The organism is Streptococcus sp. 20925_1_77, assembly GCF_041432125.1.
Taxonomy (GTDB): domain Bacteria; phylum Bacillota; class Bacilli; order Lactobacillales; family Streptococcaceae; genus Streptococcus.
On the sequence record NZ_JAPVZB010000002.1, the window covers coordinates 243,754 to 262,705 of the forward strand.

An 18,952-nucleotide genomic window follows, 5' to 3' on the forward strand; every position below is an offset into this window, starting at 1 on the left:
AAAGAATTTAGTTAGAAATTCCTTCTTTATCCCACCCCCGCAAGAGTCATTCGTCACCCTTCTATTCCTAAAAGCGAATGAAGAGAAACATTAGCTACTGCGTCTTTTCGTTAAGACTTGTTCTCATTGAAGCCTGGACACTTTGATCTCAGATGCTTTCGGTTTAATCGACTTTGACAATCCATCCTTCTGGTGCTTCGACATCGCCAAATTGGATACCGGTCAACTCGTCATAGAGTTTCCGTGTGACAGGTCCTACTTCTGTTTCAGAATAGAAAACATGGAAGTCATCCCCGTGTTGAACACCTCCGATTGGAGAGATGACAGCTGCGGTACCACAAGCTCCTGCTTCTACAAAGCGATCCAAGTCATTGATAAAGACATCCCCTTCAATTGGTGTCATACCAAGACGGTGTTCTGCCAAGTAAAGCAAAGAATACTTGGTAATCGATGGCAAGATAGAAGGACTCAATGGCGTCACAAATTCGTTATTAGCAGTGATTCCAAAGAAGTTTGCAGAACCAACTTCTTCAATCTTGGTGTGCGTCGCTGGATCGAGATAAATCACGTCAGAGAAGTTACGATCATGCGCAATCTTACCTGGCAACATACTAGCTGCGTAGTTCCCACCAACTTTTGCAGCCCCAGTACCATGTGGTGCAGCACGGTCATACTCATCTTGAATCAAGAAGTTCGTTGGAACCAAACCACCTTTAAAGTAGTTACCGACAGGCATGGCAAAGATAGTAAAGATATACTCATCTGCTGGTTTTACGCCAATAATATCTCCAATACCGATCAAAAGAGGACGAAGGTAAAGGGTAGCTCCTGTACCATACGGTGGAACATACTCTTCATTTGCTTTTACAACTGCCTTACAAGCATCCACAAACATATCCGTTGGAACTTGAGGCATCAACAAACGATCTGCTGTACGTTGCAAACGTTTAGCATTTTGATCTGGACGGAACAATTGGACGCTTCCATCTTTTGTACGGTAGGCTTTCAACCCTTCAAAGGCTTGCTGACCGTAATGCAAACTTGGAGAAGATTCGGACAAATGCAAAGTCGCATCTTCTGTCAATTCCCCTTTTTCCCAAGCTCCATTGCGATAATGTGCAAAATAGCGATAAGGTAATTTCATATATGAAAAGCCAAGGTTTTCCCAATCAAGTGATACTGTCATGATAGTGCTCCTTTTAATTTTTTCTATTCCTTGTCGATCTGATGCAGGTCGATTCAGTTTCTCAATCTATGTACACTATTGTACACCATTTCATGAGAATTTCAAGCGAAATTTTCAATTTTCAGAAAATTTATTTTCAAAGAAAGTCAGTCCTAGAATGGACCGACGACTTCTTTTATTTGATAGTAGCTGAAAAAACTTCTTGATCCGAAATGGTATCGTTGACAAAGGATCCATTGCTTGTTCTTTCAGAAATGCTTAATTGTGTCAAATCAACTTCTGTCACCTGCCCCGTTGTGGAAGTGATCTGAAGGATTTGATCTTGCTCTGCCACTTCTTCTTGGCTCGTAAAGAGATCAAAATCTCCCTGGTCAGTGAAGACTGGACCTGCCTTGAAGACGCGGTGTGGTTTATTTTTCAACTCACGCAAGACCTGTAGTCCCCGTTTAGCCCGACTGGTCACAGGAATATCGTCTTGTAACATCCGTTTGAGACTACCTCGTTGAGTCAGAATGTACATGCTTGGAGTCGTTGACTTAAAGGCGGCAGCAACTTGATCTCCGTCTTTGAGGTTAATGGCTTTGACCCCTGCTGCTTTGGCTCCTACGACGGGGACCTCCTCAATATTGAAGCGCAACCCATAACCATTTTTAGTAATGATCATGATATCTTCCAGTACAACTGGTGCTACTGCTACAATACGGTCGTCTTGGTCTTTTAGCTTAGCATACTTAGTCGATTTAGAACGATAAGTCCGCCATGGGCTCAATTCTTTTCGTTCAAAACGCTTGATTTGTCCTTGTTGAGTTGCCGCAAAGTAGGTTACTCCCTCAAACTGATCCACAATCTCCGCAAAGAGAATTTCTTCCTCTTGCTCAAAATTGGTCAAGGTCTGACTGAGGTGCTCTCCGATATCCTTCCACTTGGTATCTGTCAATTCGTGAATTGGTCGATAAATGGCATTCCCCAAGTTGGTAAAGAGTAAGAGATGCTGAGTGGTCTTAGCAGGCTCTACAAAAATCAACTCGTCATCGTCTCGCTTACCGACTTCTTCCAGTGTTGAGGCATTGAAAGAACGAGGCGAGGTCCGTTTAATATAACCAGCACGGGTTACGCTGACAAAGGTTTCCTCTTCAACAATGAGACTGGCTGTATCAATCTCGATCGTTTTAGCAGTGTCTTGCAATTCACTGCGACGCTGATTCCCAAAGAGCTTCTTGACTTCACGCAACTCCTTCTTCATAAGGTTAAACATAGTCCGTTCATCCCCAATGATGGCTGCCAAGGTCGCGATTTGCTCCTTGAGACTAGCATGCTCTTCTTCCAAGGTGACAATATCCGTATTGGTCAAGCGGTACAATTGCAAGGTAACGATAGCTTCAGCTTGTTCTTCCGTGAAATCGTAGCTGACCTTGAGGTTTTCTTTGGCATCTGCCTTATTATCAGAAGCCCGGATCAAAGCAATCACTTCATCAAGGATGGAAATGACGCGAATCAAGCCTTCTACGATATGGAGACGCCGTTCGGCCTTTTCCTTATCAAAGCGCGAGCGAGCGACAATGATATCCCGACGGTGAGCAATGTAGCTAGAGAGAATCGGTACAATCCCCACTTGACGAGGGGTATAATTGTCAATCGCTACCATATTGAAGTTGTAGTTGACCTGCAAATCCGTATACTTGAACAAGTAGTTCAAAATCAAATCTGCATTGGCATCTTTTTTGAGCTCAATGGCAATGCGAAGACCATCTCGGTCAGACTCGTCTCGAACCTCTGCGATACCGGCCACCTTGTTGTTAACACGGACATCGTCGATCTTCTTGACCAAAACAGCCTTGTTGATCTCATAAGGGATTTCGGTAACGACGATTTGCTGCTTACCGCCTTTGAGTTGCTCGATTTCTGTCTTAGAGCGAACAACCACCCGGCCCTTACCTGTTTCATAGGCTTTCTTGATCTCATCCCGTCCCTGGATAATGGCACCAGTTGGGAAATCAGGTCCAGGTAAAAACTCCATGAGTTTGTCTACCTTGGCAGATGGATGGTCGATCATGTAGACCACAGCATCGATGACTTCAGCAAGGTTATGTGGCGGAATATCTGTCGCGTAACCAGCTGAAATCCCTGTAGCCCCATTGACCAAAAGATTTGGAAAAGCTGCCGGCAAAACAGTTGGCTCTTTTTCTGTATCATCAAAGTTCCAGGCAAATGGCACTGTATTCTTTTCGATATCTTGCAAAAGATAACCAGCAATTTCAGACAAACGAGCTTCCGTATAACGCATAGCTGCTGGTGGATCACCGTCCATGGAACCATTGTTTCCGTGCATTTCAACTAGAATCTCACGGTTTTTCCAGTCCTGAGACATGCGGACCATGGCATCATAGATAGAACTGTCCCCGTGAGGGTGGAAATTCCCCATGATATTACCGACAGACTTGGCAGACTTGCGGTAGCCCTTGTCATGGGTATTGCCATCCTTATTCATAGAATAAAGAATCCGCCGTTGAACAGGTTTCAAGCCATCCCGAATATCAGGAAGAGCCCGTTCTTGAATAATGTATTTGGAGTAGCGACCAAAGCGCTCCCCCATGATGTCCTCTAGGGACATATTTTGAATATTAGACATAAGATACAAAGCCCTTAAAATACAAAGTGAAAATTAGAAATTTATCTTTTTCACACAGCTCTGAGGGCGTGTTCAACTCCTTTCAAAGAATGTTGAGTAGTCTTTTAGGAAAAAGGAATTAGGTTACACCAAGTAACCAAAGGATCCTTTTTTTAGTTTAAAATAGATTCATTAACGATTAGAAAGTTTCTCTTTAGCATAAGAAATCATTTTCTCTGCTACTTCCTTATCGTAAGTAAACCCCATCTTTTGGGCCAGAATTTGAGCTTCTAGATTGAATAGCCTCATGGTAGCAAATAAAGAATGAGTGATTTTATCGAAACTAGATAAATCAAGCAAAGCTGAGAACTCCTTCTCTTGCTCAGCTGGTAGATAGTGGAAGAGGTACTTGTAGTTCTTTCCGATGTCAACTACTCCCCTATCGCTTGTCACCTGCCAAGCTAAGACCTTGAGGAGTTCTTGCTGACAAATGCTATAGAGATGATCAGTCGCATAGACGAGTTGCTTTCTTCGAATGGCCTTGACGACATAAGCCGATACCCACCAAAATTCATTGCAGGAGGCTGCAAAATCTTCTTCGGTAGGCGGAGCGGTCCAGTAGCGCTTCGGACTAGGAATGTAAGAGTCAAACAAACCTTTGTCATCTTTTAAGACTTTGAAACCAGCCTCGCTATCCACCCACTCTTGGATAGACTCCTTGGGACAGAGGGTTAAATCGATGCGATTCCCATCTTCAAAGAGCATGAGATACAGACGACGGTGTCCCAGTCGGTTGTGCTGTTCGATGAATCGGTTTCCGTACTGATCCAACCAGGATAAATCTGAAATCAGGTCTTCTAGATCATCAACGATATAGACCACATCATAATCTTGAAACTCGTCTTTGGGTGCCCGAGGATTGGCTCGCGAACCGGATAAGGCCACTGCTTCCACTTGCAAGGACTCAGCTATCTGCAAAATCAGATTCATCATTTCTGTATCAGTACTCATGTCGATTCCTTACCATTTCTACATCCCAGCTTATTTAATTTATAAGTAGAAAGTGATTAAAAAACTGTATTTTCTTCTAAGGTAAACTTAACGTTATCTTCAATCCATTGACGACGTGGTGCAGCCTTATCACCCATAAGGACGGAAACACGGCGTTCTGCACGCGCTAAATCATCAATGGTGACACGGATCAGGGTACGAGTTTCTGGGTTCATGGTGGTTTCCCAAAGCTGATCCGCATTCATTTCCCCCAACCCTTTGTAACGTTGAAGGGTTGCTCCACGGCCAAAGGTCCGACGCAACTCTTCTAATTCGCTATCTGTCCAAGCATAGGCTACTTCTTCTTTCTTGCCTTTGCCTTTCGACATCTTATAAAGAGGAGGAAGTGCAATGTAGACATGACCTGCTTCTACCAAAGGGCGCATATAGCGATAGAAGAAGGTTAAGAGGAGGGTTTGAATGTGGGCACCATCCGTATCTGCGTCGGTCATGATAATGATCTTATCGTAGTTGGCGTCTTCCACTGAGAAATCTGCCCCAACGCCAGCACCGATGGTGTAGATCATGGTGTTGATCTCCTCGTTTTTGAGGATATCACTCATATTGGCCTTCTCAGTATTAAGAACCTTCCCACGAAGTGGAAGAATCGCTTGGAACTTACGGTCCCGCCCTTGTTTGGCAGAACCGCCGGCTGAGTCTCCTTCGACTAGATAGAGTTCGTTTTTCTTAGGATTTTTAGACTGGGCTGGTGTCAATTTCCCAGACAAAAGTCCCTTGTCCTTTTTACTCTTCTTGCCATTTCGGCTTTCATCCCGCGCTTTACGAGCGGCTTCACGCGCATCCCGGGCTTTAATAGCCTTACGAATGAGATTGGAAGCCAACTCCCCATTTTCCATGAGGAAGAAGGTCAATTTATCAGAAACAATGCTATCGACGACTGGACGAGCCAAGGGACTTCCTAATTTGTCTTTGGTTTGCCCTTCAAACTGCAAATGAGCTTCTGGAACCAGGATAGAGAGAACAGCCGACAAACCTTCACGATAGTCTGATCCTTCCAGATTCTTGTCTTTTTCTTTGAGAAGTCCTGTCTTTCTTGCATAGTCGTTCATAGCCTTAGTAATGGCTGTCTTCAGACCCGTCTCGTGGGTTCCTCCATCTTTGGTGCGGACATTATTAACGAAGGACAAGATATTATCTGAGTAGCCATCATTGTATTGCATAGCCACTTCTACCTGGAAACCATCTGATTCGCCACTAAAGTAGAGAACAGGTGTCAAAGTTTCCTTATCTTCGTTCAAGTACTCTACGAAATCTTGGACACCATTTTCATAGTGAAAGGCCACATGGTTGTCTTCTTCCTTACGTAGATCAGTCAGCGTCAGCGTCACGTCCTTCAGCAAGAAGGCTGATTCTTTGATTCGCTCAGCAATGGTATTGAATTTGAAATCCGTCGTTGAAAAGATGGTTGGATCTGGCATGAAGGTGACCTTGGTCCCTGTCTTAGACTTGGGAGCAGAGCCAATCTTTTCAAGGGTCGTAACTGGTTTTCCCCCATCTTCAAAACGTTGCTTGTAGACAGCTCCATCACGAGTAATTTCTACCTCTAACCAGCTAGAAAGGGCATTGACGACAGAAGATCCCACTCCGTGAAGACCTCCAGATGTCTTATAGCCTCCTTGACCAAACTTCCCTCCGGCGTGGAGGACCGTAAAGATGACCTCAACGGTTGGTTTACCCATAGCATGCATCCCGGTCGGCATTCCACGTCCCTGGTCTTCTACCGATAGCGAACCATCTTTATTAATCGTTACATCGATTTGTGAGCCAAAGCCAGACAAGGCTTCATCGACCGCATTATCCACGATCTCCCAGACCATGTGATGCAAGCCATTTCCGTCGGTCGATCCGATATACATCCCTGGACGTTTACGGACTGCATCCAACCCTTCTAGTACCTGAATGGCATCGTCATTATAATTATTAATATTGATTTCCTTTTTTGCCACAAGGAACCTCCTGTTTGTTCATCTTTTCTATATTACAGTTTTTTAGGAAATTTTGCAAAATTTTTTCTCTTTATATGGAGATTTCTATATCTCAGTAAAAAAAGCTGGCTGGACACTTTCTTCAGATGTCACACTTGAACTCCAGAAATTGCTTTTTCTATCGTTGGCTTTTTGATATAATGAGAGTATGATAAAAGAAATAAGTGTTTTAATTTTAGCCTATCTGTTAGGCTCCATTCCTTCGGGATTATGGATTGGGAAAATCTTTTTCCATATAAATTTACGGGAACATGGCTCGGGCAATACAGGAACGACCAATACCTTTCGGATTTTAGGGAAGAAAGCTGGGGTCATTGTCTTTACGATTGATTTCTTGAAAGGAACTTTGGCCGTTCTCCTTCCGACTTTCTTTGGAATTCAGGGGATCTCGCCGATGGTCTTTGGTCTCTTAGCCGTTTTGGGGCACACTTTCCCAATTTTTGCTGGATTTAAGGGTGGAAAGGCAGTGGCGACGAGTGCTGGTGTCTTACTTGGTTTCTCGCCTATCCTGCTACTCATTTTAGCAGTTTATTTTGTAGCCAGCCTGTATTTAACCAGTATGATTTCGTTTTCGAGTGTTACCGTTGCGCTACTCGCCATTCTTTCGGTCCTCCTTCTTCCTTTGACTGGATGGATCTTGCACAGCTATGATCCACTTTTTACAATCATTGTCTTGGCACTAGCGACCTTGATCATTCTTCGTCACAAGGACAATATCCAACGGATCAAAGAGAAAAAAGAAAATCTCATCCCTTGGGGAAAGAATATCACCCATCAACAACCAAAAAACTAGAGCACATCCTCTAGTTTTTTTGATTGGATCCCCCTTATACTTTTGAACAGATCCTCATTATAAAGCATCGACTAGGTCCATCAGTATTTCCATAGGAGTTTTTTTCCTACGACCATTAACCGTTTCGATAAGATGATAAACTTTTAAACGATTGTCATTGCTAAAGACAAACTCAAAGCGGAATTCGCGTCCGTTGGGTGCCACTTTATCAAATTTTGTTTTATATTTATCATGAACGGGGCTAACTGGAAACTTATTGAAGAGCAAGCGTCGTTTCTCCCCTGCTTCTTTTAGACAGTTTTCTAGTTCTTGACAATAGTCATAAAACAGCTGATAGAGGTCTTCTTCTGAAATTCTTCTTCTCCGAACCAATGATTTAAAATCCGAAAAACTTCTCCGAGGAATTTCAATGCTAAATGAGAAGCCCTCCTGGTTGATTCTTTCTAAAAATGCATCTCTTGAAATCATAGAACTACTCTTTCTTTTATCAATCTGTAGTGAACTCTTATTGTTTCTATACATCGTCAATCCATTATGTAATCAAGCAGATCCATCAGGGTGAGTTTCTTACGACCATTGACTGTTTCAAATAGATTATAAACTCTTAGTTCTTGATTCTTTTTGAATACAAACTCAAAGCGAAACTCGCGACCATTGCATGCAGCTACATAAAATCCGGTCTGATACTTCCTCTTATCCGCTACAGCTTGCATTTGCCGGTCTTCTACCTCTCTACAAAGTAAAAGAAAGATCTGATAGAGTTGCTCCTCAGAGAGCCTTCTTCTCCAAACCAATGACTTGAAGTTATTGTACGTCCACCATGGGATTTGGATGTTGAAGGAAAAACCTTCCTGATTGGCTTTATCGATAAATTCTTTTCTGGAGACCATACCACTTCCCCTTCTATTGGAACATCGTTTGACTCTATTATACCATCTTTTATCCTTTCACAAAAAAAGCATTCCAAATGGAATGCTTTTTTCTGTTTCTTAATAGTATTCCCCTTGGCGGTAGTTCCAAGAGTTAAAATGATCAGATAAGTGCATCATGATCTTATCGATATCCAATCCTTTACGGATCACAACTGGACAAGTATTGACAGAACGGCTACCTGCCCCTTGTTCTGGGATGAGTTTTCCTTCGGCATCAACCATAGAGACCATCACACCTTGTTCATAGCGAGTTTCAATGGTCTTGTCTGGTTGGATAGATGCTACATAATCATCGGCTTCAATGACCAAGTCCACGGCACCTTCGATGCGCTCACCGATTCCTTCGACCTTCCCGCGGTTTCCTTTACCGGAAGGGTTGGCTGAAGAAGCGTAAACCATCTTACCTTCTTTTTCCCACATTTCTTTGGCGATTTGCTCACCAGCTTTACCAAATTTGATGACAAAGCATGAAGTTCCACGAACGTCTGTCATGAGTTCTTCACGTCCATCTCCGAAAGCTTGCAATTTTGCATAGGCATCTTCACGCCATGGAAGGATACAACCAAGCAAGATATCTTCATCCCAATGTTTTTGGTAGAAGGCTTCGATTTCAGGATTCAATTGAGCAAGGGCACGAAGTTCATCCATACTTCCGCAAAGAACGACACCTGGTTTGTTGCGGTTACGTTCTTTGGCTTCAAACTTCCGTTCCAAGCCAGCTTTGTCGCTGGTCATGATGATATAGCCGACTTTGGTAGGGCAGACGATACAGCCACCCTCTCCTTTCAAAATGTCAAATCCTTCTTGTGAAAGTGTTCCGTCCCATTGAATGTGTTTTGTCATAAATTTCGTCCTCTTCTATTTCTTTTTTTCTATTCTATCAAAATTCCCAAAAAGCTTCAATATATTTTCTGAAAATTCTTAATTAACTATACAATTTTTATTGCCAATAGGCTGGCCGATTCTTCTCATAAGTAGCGATTAAGTCCTCATATTGGAGGGTAATCCCAATATCATCTAGACCGTTGAGCAATTTGTGCTTCCAATCCCCATCAATCTCAAAGCTAAATTCTCCAACAGGCGAGATGATCTTCTGCTCTTCCAAATCCACCGTTACCTCATCTGTCGGCTTCAAGCTTGCCAGCTTTTGACGAACCTCTAAAGGCTGGACTATTGGTAGCATCCCATTATTAAGTTCATTATTGTAATGGATATCTCCAAAGGAGCCAGCGATAACGACTTTAAAGCCATAATCAGCTAAAGCCCAGGCCGCGTGCTCCCGAGAGGAACCAGCCCCAAAATTGTCACCAGTGATCAAAATGGTCGCCTTGCGGTATTCTGGTTTGTTAAAGATAAAATCTGGATCCTCGGTATACTGGTCATCCAAATAGCGCCAAGCATACATGAGGTATTTCCCAAAACCTTTTTTATCAATCAACTTTAAAAATTGCTTGGGGAGGATTTGGTCGGTATCAATATTATCGTTCATCAAAGGAACTGTTGTTCCCGTATAAATGGTAAATTTCTCCATGCTTCCTCCATTTACTCGACTTCTGGCATTTGGCGCACGTCGACAAAGCGACCGGCTATTGCTGCTGCAGCGGCCATTGCTGGGCTACAGAGATGGGTCTTAGCCCCAAATCCTTGGCGGTCTTCAAAGTTTCGGTTGCTAGTAGAGGCACAGTGGACGCCATCCGGCACCTTGTCTGGATTCATCCCGAGACACATAGAGCATCCTGGATCACGCCATTCAAAGCCAGCATCCATAAAGATCTTATCTAAGCCCATTTTCTCCGCTGCTCGTTTGACAGGACGGGAACCTGGAACGACGATGGCGGTTAAATTAGGGGCAATTTTCTTCCCTTCTACGAAACGGGCAGCCAGTTGTAAATCACTGAGTCGGGCATTGGTACAAGATCCGATAAAGATATAGCCTAATTCAATGTCTGCTGGTTTTTGGCCAGGTTTGAGATCCATATAATGATAAGCCCGTTCATCATTCATGTCTCGAATCTCTGGAAAAGGAGTCTCAAAGTCCACTCCCATAGAAGGATTGGTCCCCCAAGTCACCATTGGAGCAAGATCAGATACATCCAAACGGATGACCTTATCATAAACGGCATCGTCATCACTAACCAAAGTCTTCCAATCAGCTACTGCGTCCTCAAAATCATCTGGCACACATTCGCGTCCTCGGAGGTAGTCAAAGGTCGTCTCATCTGGATTCATGATCCCCATTTTGGACCCGAACTCGATCGACATGTTACAGATGGTCATGCGTTCTTCCATGGTCAAGCGATCAATTGCTTCTCCCCGATACTCTACGACATAGCCAACTCCACAAGCAACACCGTAGCGCGCTATCAAAGCTAGGATGTAATCCTTTGAATAGATCCCTTTTTGTGGGGTTCCGGTGAATTCAACCAACATTTTCTTTGGTTTGACTTGCCAGATGGTTTGGGTGGCAAAGACATGCTCCACTTCACTGGTTCCAATCCCAAAGGCAATGGCTCCAAAGGCTCCATGGGTTGCGGTATGGCTGTCTCCACAGACAATAAATTTCCCAGGCTGGGTCCGACCGGTTTCAGGGCCCACCATATGAACGATTCCTTGCTTAGCAGAACCATGGGCAGCATGATCAATCCCAAAGTCCACCACATTCTCAGCTAATTTATCAATCTGGGCTTTTGAAATCACATCTCTAATATCAAAAATATTGACCGTTGGAACATTGTGATCAAAGGTTCCAAAGGTTAAATCAGGTCGTCGGACCTTGCGTCCTGCGTCCCGTAATCCTTGAAAGGCTTGCGGACTCGTCACTTCGTGGATGTAGTGTTGGTCCACATACATGAGTTGGGGTTGCCCTTCCACTCCTGTAATCACGTGGCGGTCCCAAAGTTTATCAAAGATAGATTTTCCACTCATCGTCTTTCTCCATTTATCTTGTTGTTAAGAAATCCATTGAAGGATTAGAAAGAGGGCACCTGCTAAAAGAAGGCTACTGCCCCACCAGGTGGCTTGAAAATACCATTTCCGCACCTTGTGGTGAAAGAGATATCCACTTAGTAGAGCTCCGAATCCACCAAGCACCCAGCTCTCGAGTAACAGGACCTTTTCAGGAATCCGCCACCTGTTTTGGATAGCTTTTCGTTTATCTAAGCCATAGGTCAGAAATACGATACTATTCCAAATTGCGATTAGCACTAAACAGCGATCTATCCAAGTCATCTTAGAGATTCCCAATAATGGCTGCAGTCATCTCTGCAGTAGAAGCCTGACCACCTAGATCCCGTGTCAAGATTCCTTGATTCAAGGTTTGATTGACAGCTTCTTCGATCATTTCTGCACCTGCTGTTTCTCCAAAACTGTCTCGGAGCATCATGGCAACAGAGAGGATCATGGAAATCGGATTGGCAATGCCTTGACCTGCAATATCTGGTGCTGAACCATGAATCGGTTCGTACATACTTGGTCCTTGGTCAGAATGACTGGCAGACGGCATCACGCCTAGTGTTCCAGGAAGGACGCTCGATTCGTCAGATAAGATATCTCCGAATAGATTCTCTGTCACTACAACATCAAAGCGGGCTGGATTGGTAATCATGATCATGGCCGCACTATCGACAAGCTGGTGCTCTAAGGTCACATCTGGAAATTCTTTGGCAACTTCTTCTGCCACTTGGCGCCACAATTTTGAAGTTGCAAGGACATTTTGCTTATCGATACTGGTCACTTTCTTGCCACGTCCTCGCGCGATCTTGAAGGCTTGGTGCATAATCCGACGAATTTCTTCCGCACTGTAATCATTGATATCGCGCGCTGTATCTTCTTTTAAGATATGCTCTCCAAAATAAATCCCACCTGTCAATTCACGCACGACCACGAAGTCGACACCCTCGATACGCTCTGGTTTCAAAGGAGACAGGTGTTTCAAGGCGTCAAAAATCCGTACAGGACGAATATTGGCAAAGAGATTTAATTCCTTGCGAATAGCAAGTAAGCCTTGTTCTGGACGAACAGGAGCATTGTCATACTCAGGACTTCCGATGGCTGCAAGAAGAATAGCATCCGCTCCTTTAGCTGCTTGTAGAGTATCTTGGGGAAGTGGGTGGCCAGCAGCATCAATCCCAGCACCCCCAAAAGCTTTGTCTTCTAGACTATAATCAAAGCCAATTTTGGGAGCAACGGCTGCGAGGACCTCTAGTCCAGCTGTCATGATCTCAGGGCCAATCCCATCTCCTGCAAGTGTTACAATTTTCTTCGTCATGTTTATTTCCTCTTAGGCTTGTGGAAGATCACGGTAGGAGACAGCTCGTCCCATCTCACCCGCATTCTCTTTTTGAACCAGCGTGTTGGCATTGATATAAGCGATAGCAGAGGCTTTCAATACGTCAAAGTCCAAACCAGAGGCATTGAAAATCGTATCTGTATCGACATTTTCCACGGATACCAAGACGCGGGCTTGGGCATCGATCCCATCTGTCACTGCATCGATATTGTAAGATGTCAAGCGAACGGTTTGGTTGAAGAATTTATCAATCGCATTAAAGATGGCTTCAACCGACCCTTGACCATTGGCAAGGAATTCAAGTACTTCCCCTTCTTCATTGCGGAGGCTAACCGCTGCTGTAATCGTTTCGTCTGCATTGGTGGTTAAGCGGAGATCATTAAATTGGAATCCTTCTGGATTTTCCACTGCTGTACCGGCAACAAGGGCGCGGATATCGGCATCTGTGATCTCGTGTTTCTTGTCTGCCAGAGATTTGAACTTAGCAAACAACGGCTTGATGTCCTCTTCTGTATATTCCAGTCCCAACTCATGCAGTTTTTCGACAAAGGCATGGCGACCAGACAATTTTCCAAGAGGGAGGCTATTGCTCTTGACACCCACCAGCTCAGGGGTGATGATTTCATAAGTAAGAGGATTTTTAAGAACCCCGTCTTGGTGAATACCAGACTCGTGTGAGAAGGCATTGCCACCAACAACCGCCTTGTTTTTAGGAATTGGAATACCAGAGTACCGAGAGACCAACTCAGAAGTGTTGATGGTTTCATTAAGGACAATCGGACTTTCCACTTGGAAATAGTCTTCGCGAATATTGAGAGCAACTGCTACTTCTTCAAGTGCCGCATTGCCGGCCCGCTCCCCGATCCCATTAATGGTTCCTTCGACACGACGGGCACCATTTTTAACAGCAGCGAGGCTATTCGCCACGGCCATTCCTAGGTCATCATGGCAATGAGGTGAATAGATAATCTCGCGATCTGTCTTGACATGGTCAATCAAGTATTTGAAAATGGCACCATACTCCGCTGGTGTCGTGAAACCGACTGTATCAGGAATGTTGATATAGCTAGCACCAGCATCGACTGCAGTCTGTACGACTTGCAAGAGGAAATCCAATTCTGTCCGGGTAGCATCTTCGGGAGAAAATTCCACAATCTCAAATTTTGAGCGAGCGTAAGAAACGTGTTCCTTGATCGATTCAAGAATTTCTTCCTTGGTCTTGTTGAGTTTAAACTCCCGGTGAATCGGGCTCGTTGCGATAAAGACGTGAATTTGTGGATACTTAGCATCCTTCAAGGCTTCATAACAAGCATCAATATCTGATTTGACAGAACGGGCCAAACCTGTCACGGCTGTCTTGGTCAAGACCTTGGCAATCTCTTGAACAGCTGTGAAGGAATCAGGACTAGCTGCAGGAAAACCTGCTTCAATAGCAGAAATGCCCCATTTTTCCAATTGTTTAGCAATGGCAATCTTTTCTTTGATAGAGAAATTAACTCCTGGAGTCTGTTCGCCATCCCGAAGGCTGGTATCTAAAAATTCAACTTTACGCATAGGGTCTCCTCATTTCTATGTAGTGGATATAAAGAAAAACATCTCACTCGGTTAACCAAGCGAGATGTTTTTGCCCGCTTGGTAAGCCAAACAGGACTAATGCTTCTGCACTAGCCCTTATACCTCAACAACAAAGCAAATTGAATAAACTTAGCTGTTTTCATGTTTGACTTTCTCCTTTGTTCAATGTCTTGTTTAGTATTTTAGCATAGGGAAAAAGCAATGTCAAGAATTTTCTGTAATATTCTGAATTTTTTGAATAGAAACAAAATAGAGCTTTCAGTTCTAATTAGATTGAAGATAAAGTCATCTTAGAAACTTTCCTTAGGTGAAGACGGACGTCAGCGAACTTCAAAGAAGTTCCATGACTAATTATTGAGCCTAAGGTCTCAATAATTCCGAGTGCTAGAAACAAAAGTGTTTCTAGCACTTTTATCACGGCGGAAAGTTTCAATATTTATTAAATAAGCCTAATAGTAACTATCGTTTTTATTTTAAGCATTATTCTAGTTGTTTTATGTAAAATACAATTTTCCATCAATCTAAATATCCCCTTTTCCCCTACTTCTTCTGATACAAATCAAAAACGATCTTGTCATTATAGAGATCAATGGTATTGGCCTTGACATAGATTCCAAAGTCATTATCAATTTCAGGTAATACAATGGTGATGGTAGACTCTTTTGGCGAAATCTGGATAAAATCTGGGATATTTTTATTTTTGTTCAAAAGCCGCAAAACCATTTTTTGAGGAATTTGAAAGGTACCGACTGAAAAATCCTTTACTGTTAAGAGAATATTCCCGTTTTCCAACTTGGATGGTTGAAAGTAAATATATAAGGGATAGGCCTTTCCTAAGAGACCCAACTGTCCTTCTAAGAGGATTTGCTGATTATCCGCATAGACCTTGTAGTCGGACAGCTTATATTTTTTCAGAAGCGATTTGATGGTATCATTGAGTTGATCACGAGTCGTTGTCATAGTTCCAACTTTGACATCTTTGGTGCCAACTGCTTGATGAAGCTGGCTAACATCTTCTCTTGGCGTTGCTAAGCGTCCTTGCACGACTAAAGCGAAGGCTAAGAGAAGGCTGACCAAGCCTAAAAACAACCATTTCCAAATATTGATTTTTTGAAGGAAGGGAATCTTCTCTTTTATGGGATTATTTTTGACTCCAAGTTTTCTTCGTGGCATTGATTTTCTCCAATATTGCTTGTTTCATCTTTTCATAGCCCGTATTGTTGGGGTGAAAACTATCCTCTTCATACAGGGCATCATTGATAACGGTTGTCTTCCCGTCACTAATTTCTGACACACCCATTTTGCCATCAATTCCTTTATATAGCAGATCATTGATCGGAACGAAATAGACCTGATCAAATTGCGCGATGGTTTCTTCCGTCGTCTCATTCCAACGATCTACAGCCGTCTGAATACTGGTTAATTCAGGAAAATTCAGGTAAAGAGGATTGTAGATCCCCACTACATAAATAGGAAGATGGGGATTGTCCTTTCTGGCCTTTGTGATAATTTCTTTGAGGTTTGCTGTATAATTCTTGAGCGGTTTTTGGATATCTGATAGAGAAAAATCACTCAGATGATCGACAACGACTTTGCGTAGATCATTTCCTCCAACCGTTAAGGTCATGACATGCGCCTTCTTGAGATCCTTCTGAAGGTCTGTTTGCTTCTTGAGTCGATCTAAAATCTGAGCACTTGTATTTCCAGCCACACCATAGTTGACAGGCTGGTACTGGCCATCATTTTCATTGGACAGACTTTGGGCAAGGATGGGCACAAAACCACCTTGATTGGTGCTATCACCCACACCTTTGGTCAGTGAATCTCCTAGAGCTACATAAGTATAGGTGGTTTCTTTTGCAGCTGTTTTGGGTTTGGTCATACGAGGAGACGCAGTTGGTAGCAAAGCACGAAATAGAAAGACAAAGACAAGAAGGCTGGTTAAAAAGAAAACCAAGCCTTGCATCATTTTTTTAAGATTCATATGAATACGATCGCTTATCCTTGAAAAATCACTTGTCCATCACAGATAGTATAAGCCACTTTCCCTTTTAATGTTTCACCCACAAATGGGGAATTTCCAGCTTTTGACGCGAAATGATCCGATACCAGGCGATCTGCTTCCGGATCAAAGAGGGTCAAATCTGCTGGTCCATCCACAGCAATATAGCCAGCATCAAAATCATAGAGACGTGCTGGATTATAGGACATCTTTTCAAGCAATTGCATGAGGCTCAAATGTCCTGCATGCACCAAGTAGGTCAAACCAAGAGAAAGTGAGGTTTCAAGACCGGTCATTCCAGATGGTGCCTTGGTAATATCAGGAACATTCTTCTCATCCGCATGGTGAGGCGCGTGATCCGTCGCAATCACAGAGATGACGCCTGACTTCAAGCCTTCAATCACTGCTAGGCGGTCAGATTCCAAGCGAAGGGGTGGATTCATCTTGGCATTGCTTCCCTTAGTCAAGAGGAGACTTTCTGTTTTCGAAAAGTGTTGAGGTGCCACTTCTGCCGTCACATGAGCTCCTAACCCTTGGGCAAATTCCACCACCTTGACACTTTCTTCCTTGGAAAGGTGTTGGATATGAAGGTGGGCACCTGTCGCATGGGCAATCATGGCATCACGCGCAGCCATTGAATATTCGGCTACACCCGTCGCCCCACAGACATGGAAGTGTTCCTTGGCAATGTTTTCATTCAAACCAAGAATGCCATTCAACTCAGGGTCTTCTTCATGCAGACTAATAAAGGTCCCTAGACGCTTAGCTTCTTCCAAAGCTTCACGGACAACCTTAGTGCTTTGAAGGGGAATCCCATCATCTGAAAATCCTACTGCACCAGCCTTAAGCAGGCCTTCAAAATCTGTCAGGTGTTGACCGTCAAAGTTCTTAGTCACCGTCGCAACCGTATGAATGTGAAGATTTTCCTTGGCTGCAGAAGCTAAGACTTCCTCTAAGGTCGCAATATCTGAAATGGTCGGATTGGTATTGGCCATCATGACCACTCGAGTAAAACCACCAGCAGCTGCGGCTAAGGCACCCGTATGGATGTCTTCTTTATGAGTTTGACCGGGTTCGCGGAAATGCACGTGTACATCGATCAAACCAGGTGCCACAACCAGACCAGTAGCATCAAGGACTTCTTGTCCATCCGTTGGGAGGTTTTCAGCGATCTCTACAATTTTCTTTCCTTCGATACGAAGGTCACAGACTTGATCCAAGCCGGTCTTGGGATCCATTACGCGACCATTTTTAATGACAACCATTGCATTCTCCTTTATTCATAAAAATCAACATGCGACTCTAACAAGCGGTCGCCGTCATAGCGAAACATTGCAGAAAAGAAGGGTTTATCCTCTAACAACCACTCGACAAAGGTGTGGTCCCCTTCCCAGGTTGGTTTTGAGAGGACTTGATCATAAGGCACCCACTCCAAGGTTCCTTCGTTACACTCGATCAGTTCTCCCTCAAAATCTGTTACCTTGAAGACATAGGTATACCAGTCCAAATCTGGAGTAAATTCCGGAAATGTAATAATCCCTTTCAAGACTGGCTTAGCTCTAAGGCCGGTCTCCTCAAAAATCTCACGCGCCGCACACTCCTGTGGGGTTTCCCCGCGTTCTAATTTTCCACCAACTCCGATCCATTTACCTTCATGGACATCATTGGGCTTTTTATTGCGATGCAACATGAGAAATTCTTTCCCATTGTCAATGTAACAAATCGTTGCTAATTGTGGCATTTCTTTCTCCTATCTTAACCAATCAATCGGCTCGCGTCCCGCCTCTTTCAAAAATTGATTGGTTTTTGAAAAGGGTTGGGAACCAAAAAATCCTCGGTAGGCCGATAAGGGACTTGGGTGAGCTGATTCAAGGACCAAATGTCGATCGTTGGTAATCAGAGGCTTTTTCTTACGGGCATAAGATCCCCAGAGGATAAAGACAACTGGCTCCTCCAACTCATTGACCACCTTGATCACAGCATCTGTGAAAGGCTCCCAAATTTGTCCTGCATGACCATTAGCCTGACCAGCTGGAACCGTCAAGCAGGCATTGAGCAAGAGCACTCCTTGCTCTGCCCAGGAGGTCAAATCATGGGAACGCTTCTCCCCAATGTCTGAGCGCAATTCTTTGAGAATATTTTGCAAAGAAGGAGGGGCTGGGACATGATCCGGCACAGAAAAACTTAAGCCTTGCGCTTGGTCCGGTCCGTGGTAGGGATCCTGGCCTAGGATCAAGACCTTGACCTGATCCATCTCTGTCGTCTGCAAGGCCTTAAAGACCTTGTCACGAGGTGGATAAACCACTCCTTGGCTATAGACCTCATTCATAAAGTCATTAATCTGATGAAAATACCCTTCCGGAAGATGGGATTTGATGGCTTCATGCCAGGGGGAATGTTGCATGGAAACTCTCCGCTATCCAATAAATTCTTACCTTTCATTATACCACATTTGACACAGATCCACTGGATAAAAAAGAGGCTGGGACAAAAGTCCCAGCATCTCAATTGT

The 18,952-nt window shown here is 43.8% G+C and carries 18 protein-coding genes; 1 reads left to right on the forward strand and 17 read right to left on the reverse strand.

What is annotated here, in order from left to right:
- Nucleotides 1-163: 163 nt before the first annotated feature.
- The 4 genes from O3626_RS02515 to parE form a co-directional block, all read right to left on the reverse strand.
- Nucleotides 164-1,186 carry a branched-chain amino acid aminotransferase gene (locus O3626_RS02515; RefSeq protein WP_371495080.1) on the reverse strand — a complete coding sequence of 341 codons (1,023 nt, stop codon included), beginning with the start codon at nt 1,184-1,186 and terminating at the stop codon, nt 164-166.
- Between the two features lie 175 nt (nt 1,187-1,361).
- Nucleotides 1,362-3,815: a DNA topoisomerase IV subunit A gene (gene parC / locus O3626_RS02520; RefSeq protein ID WP_371495082.1), complete on the reverse strand. Its 2,454-nt coding sequence runs from the start codon at nt 3,813-3,815 to the stop codon at nt 1,362-1,364.
- A 171-nt stretch (nt 3,816-3,986) separates the two neighbouring features.
- Nucleotides 3,987-4,805 carry an aminoglycoside 6-adenylyltransferase gene (locus O3626_RS02525; RefSeq protein WP_371495084.1) on the reverse strand — a complete coding sequence of 273 codons (819 nt, stop codon included), beginning with the start codon at nt 4,803-4,805 and terminating at the stop codon, nt 3,987-3,989.
- A gap of 56 nt (nt 4,806-4,861) precedes the next feature.
- Nucleotides 4,862-6,811, reverse strand: coding sequence for a DNA topoisomerase IV subunit B (gene parE / locus O3626_RS02530; protein WP_003007156.1), 1,950 nt, complete (start codon nt 6,809-6,811; stop codon nt 4,862-4,864).
- A 187-nt stretch (nt 6,812-6,998) separates the two neighbouring features.
- Between parE and plsY the strand changes: the two genes are divergently transcribed.
- Nucleotides 6,999-7,643 carry a glycerol-3-phosphate 1-O-acyltransferase PlsY gene (gene plsY, locus O3626_RS02535; RefSeq protein ID WP_070674020.1) on the forward strand — a complete coding sequence of 215 codons (645 nt, stop codon included), beginning with the start codon at nt 6,999-7,001 and terminating at the stop codon, nt 7,641-7,643.
- A 57-nt stretch (nt 7,644-7,700) separates the two neighbouring features.
- Here plsY and O3626_RS02540 read toward each other — a convergent pair whose 3' ends face one another.
- The 13 genes from O3626_RS02540 to O3626_RS02600 all read right to left on the reverse strand — a co-directional run bounded on the left by O3626_RS02540 (nt 7,701) and on the right by O3626_RS02600 (nt 18,844).
- A complete protein-coding gene (locus O3626_RS02540) occupies nt 7,701-8,111 on the reverse strand; it encodes a hypothetical protein (protein WP_371495086.1) in 411 nt (136 codons plus the stop codon).
- Between the two features lie 56 nt (nt 8,112-8,167).
- Nucleotides 8,168-8,533 (reverse strand): hypothetical protein, encoded by a 366-nt coding sequence (locus O3626_RS02545; protein ID WP_371495088.1) that lies wholly within the window; start codon nt 8,531-8,533, stop codon nt 8,168-8,170.
- A 99-nt stretch (nt 8,534-8,632) separates the two neighbouring features.
- Nucleotides 8,633-9,418 (reverse strand): L-threonylcarbamoyladenylate synthase, encoded by a 786-nt coding sequence (locus O3626_RS02550; protein WP_006596430.1) that lies wholly within the window; start codon nt 9,416-9,418, stop codon nt 8,633-8,635.
- 97 nt (nt 9,419-9,515) lie between these two features.
- A complete protein-coding gene (gene leuD / locus O3626_RS02555) occupies nt 9,516-10,106 on the reverse strand; it encodes a 3-isopropylmalate dehydratase small subunit (protein WP_371495090.1) in 591 nt (196 codons plus the stop codon).
- 11 nt (nt 10,107-10,117) lie between these two features.
- The gene (leuC, locus tag O3626_RS02560) at nt 10,118-11,500 is read right to left on the reverse strand and encodes a 3-isopropylmalate dehydratase large subunit (RefSeq protein WP_371495092.1); all 1,383 of its coding nucleotides are present in this window, start codon (nt 11,498-11,500) and stop codon (nt 10,118-10,120) included.
- A 24-nt stretch (nt 11,501-11,524) separates the two neighbouring features.
- Complete coding sequence (locus O3626_RS02565) at nt 11,525-11,803, reverse strand: DUF1294 domain-containing protein (protein ID WP_195529509.1); 279 nt, start codon at nt 11,801-11,803, stop codon at nt 11,525-11,527.
- A gap of 1 nt (nt 11,804) precedes the next feature.
- The gene (gene leuB / locus O3626_RS02570; protein ID WP_371495094.1) at nt 11,805-12,842 is read right to left on the reverse strand and encodes a 3-isopropylmalate dehydrogenase; all 1,038 of its coding nucleotides are present in this window, start codon (nt 12,840-12,842) and stop codon (nt 11,805-11,807) included.
- Between the two features lie 12 nt (nt 12,843-12,854).
- Nucleotides 12,855-14,417: a 2-isopropylmalate synthase gene (locus O3626_RS02575; protein ID WP_371495096.1), complete on the reverse strand. Its 1,563-nt coding sequence runs from the start codon at nt 14,415-14,417 to the stop codon at nt 12,855-12,857.
- A 561-nt stretch (nt 14,418-14,978) separates the two neighbouring features.
- The gene (locus tag O3626_RS02580) at nt 14,979-15,611 is read right to left on the reverse strand and encodes a YpmS family protein (RefSeq protein WP_371495098.1); all 633 of its coding nucleotides are present in this window, start codon (nt 15,609-15,611) and stop codon (nt 14,979-14,981) included.
- On the reverse strand, nt 15,580-16,422 hold the full coding sequence (locus O3626_RS02585) for an SGNH/GDSL hydrolase family protein (RefSeq protein ID WP_371495100.1): 843 nt from the start codon (nt 16,420-16,422) through the stop codon (nt 15,580-15,582). Before O3626_RS02585 ends, O3626_RS02580 begins: the two co-directional genes overlap by 32 nt.
- A 14-nt stretch (nt 16,423-16,436) precedes the next feature.
- Complete coding sequence (locus O3626_RS02590; protein WP_371495102.1) at nt 16,437-17,705, reverse strand: dihydroorotase; 1,269 nt, start codon at nt 17,703-17,705, stop codon at nt 16,437-16,439.
- Nucleotides 17,706-17,716: 11 nt separating this feature from the next.
- Nucleotides 17,717-18,181, reverse strand: coding sequence for an 8-oxo-dGTP diphosphatase (locus tag O3626_RS02595; protein ID WP_003003493.1), 465 nt, complete (start codon nt 18,179-18,181; stop codon nt 17,717-17,719).
- 9 nt (nt 18,182-18,190) lie between these two features.
- The gene (locus O3626_RS02600; protein ID WP_371495104.1) at nt 18,191-18,844 is read right to left on the reverse strand and encodes a uracil-DNA glycosylase; all 654 of its coding nucleotides are present in this window, start codon (nt 18,842-18,844) and stop codon (nt 18,191-18,193) included.
- Nucleotides 18,845-18,952 lie beyond the last annotated feature (108 nt).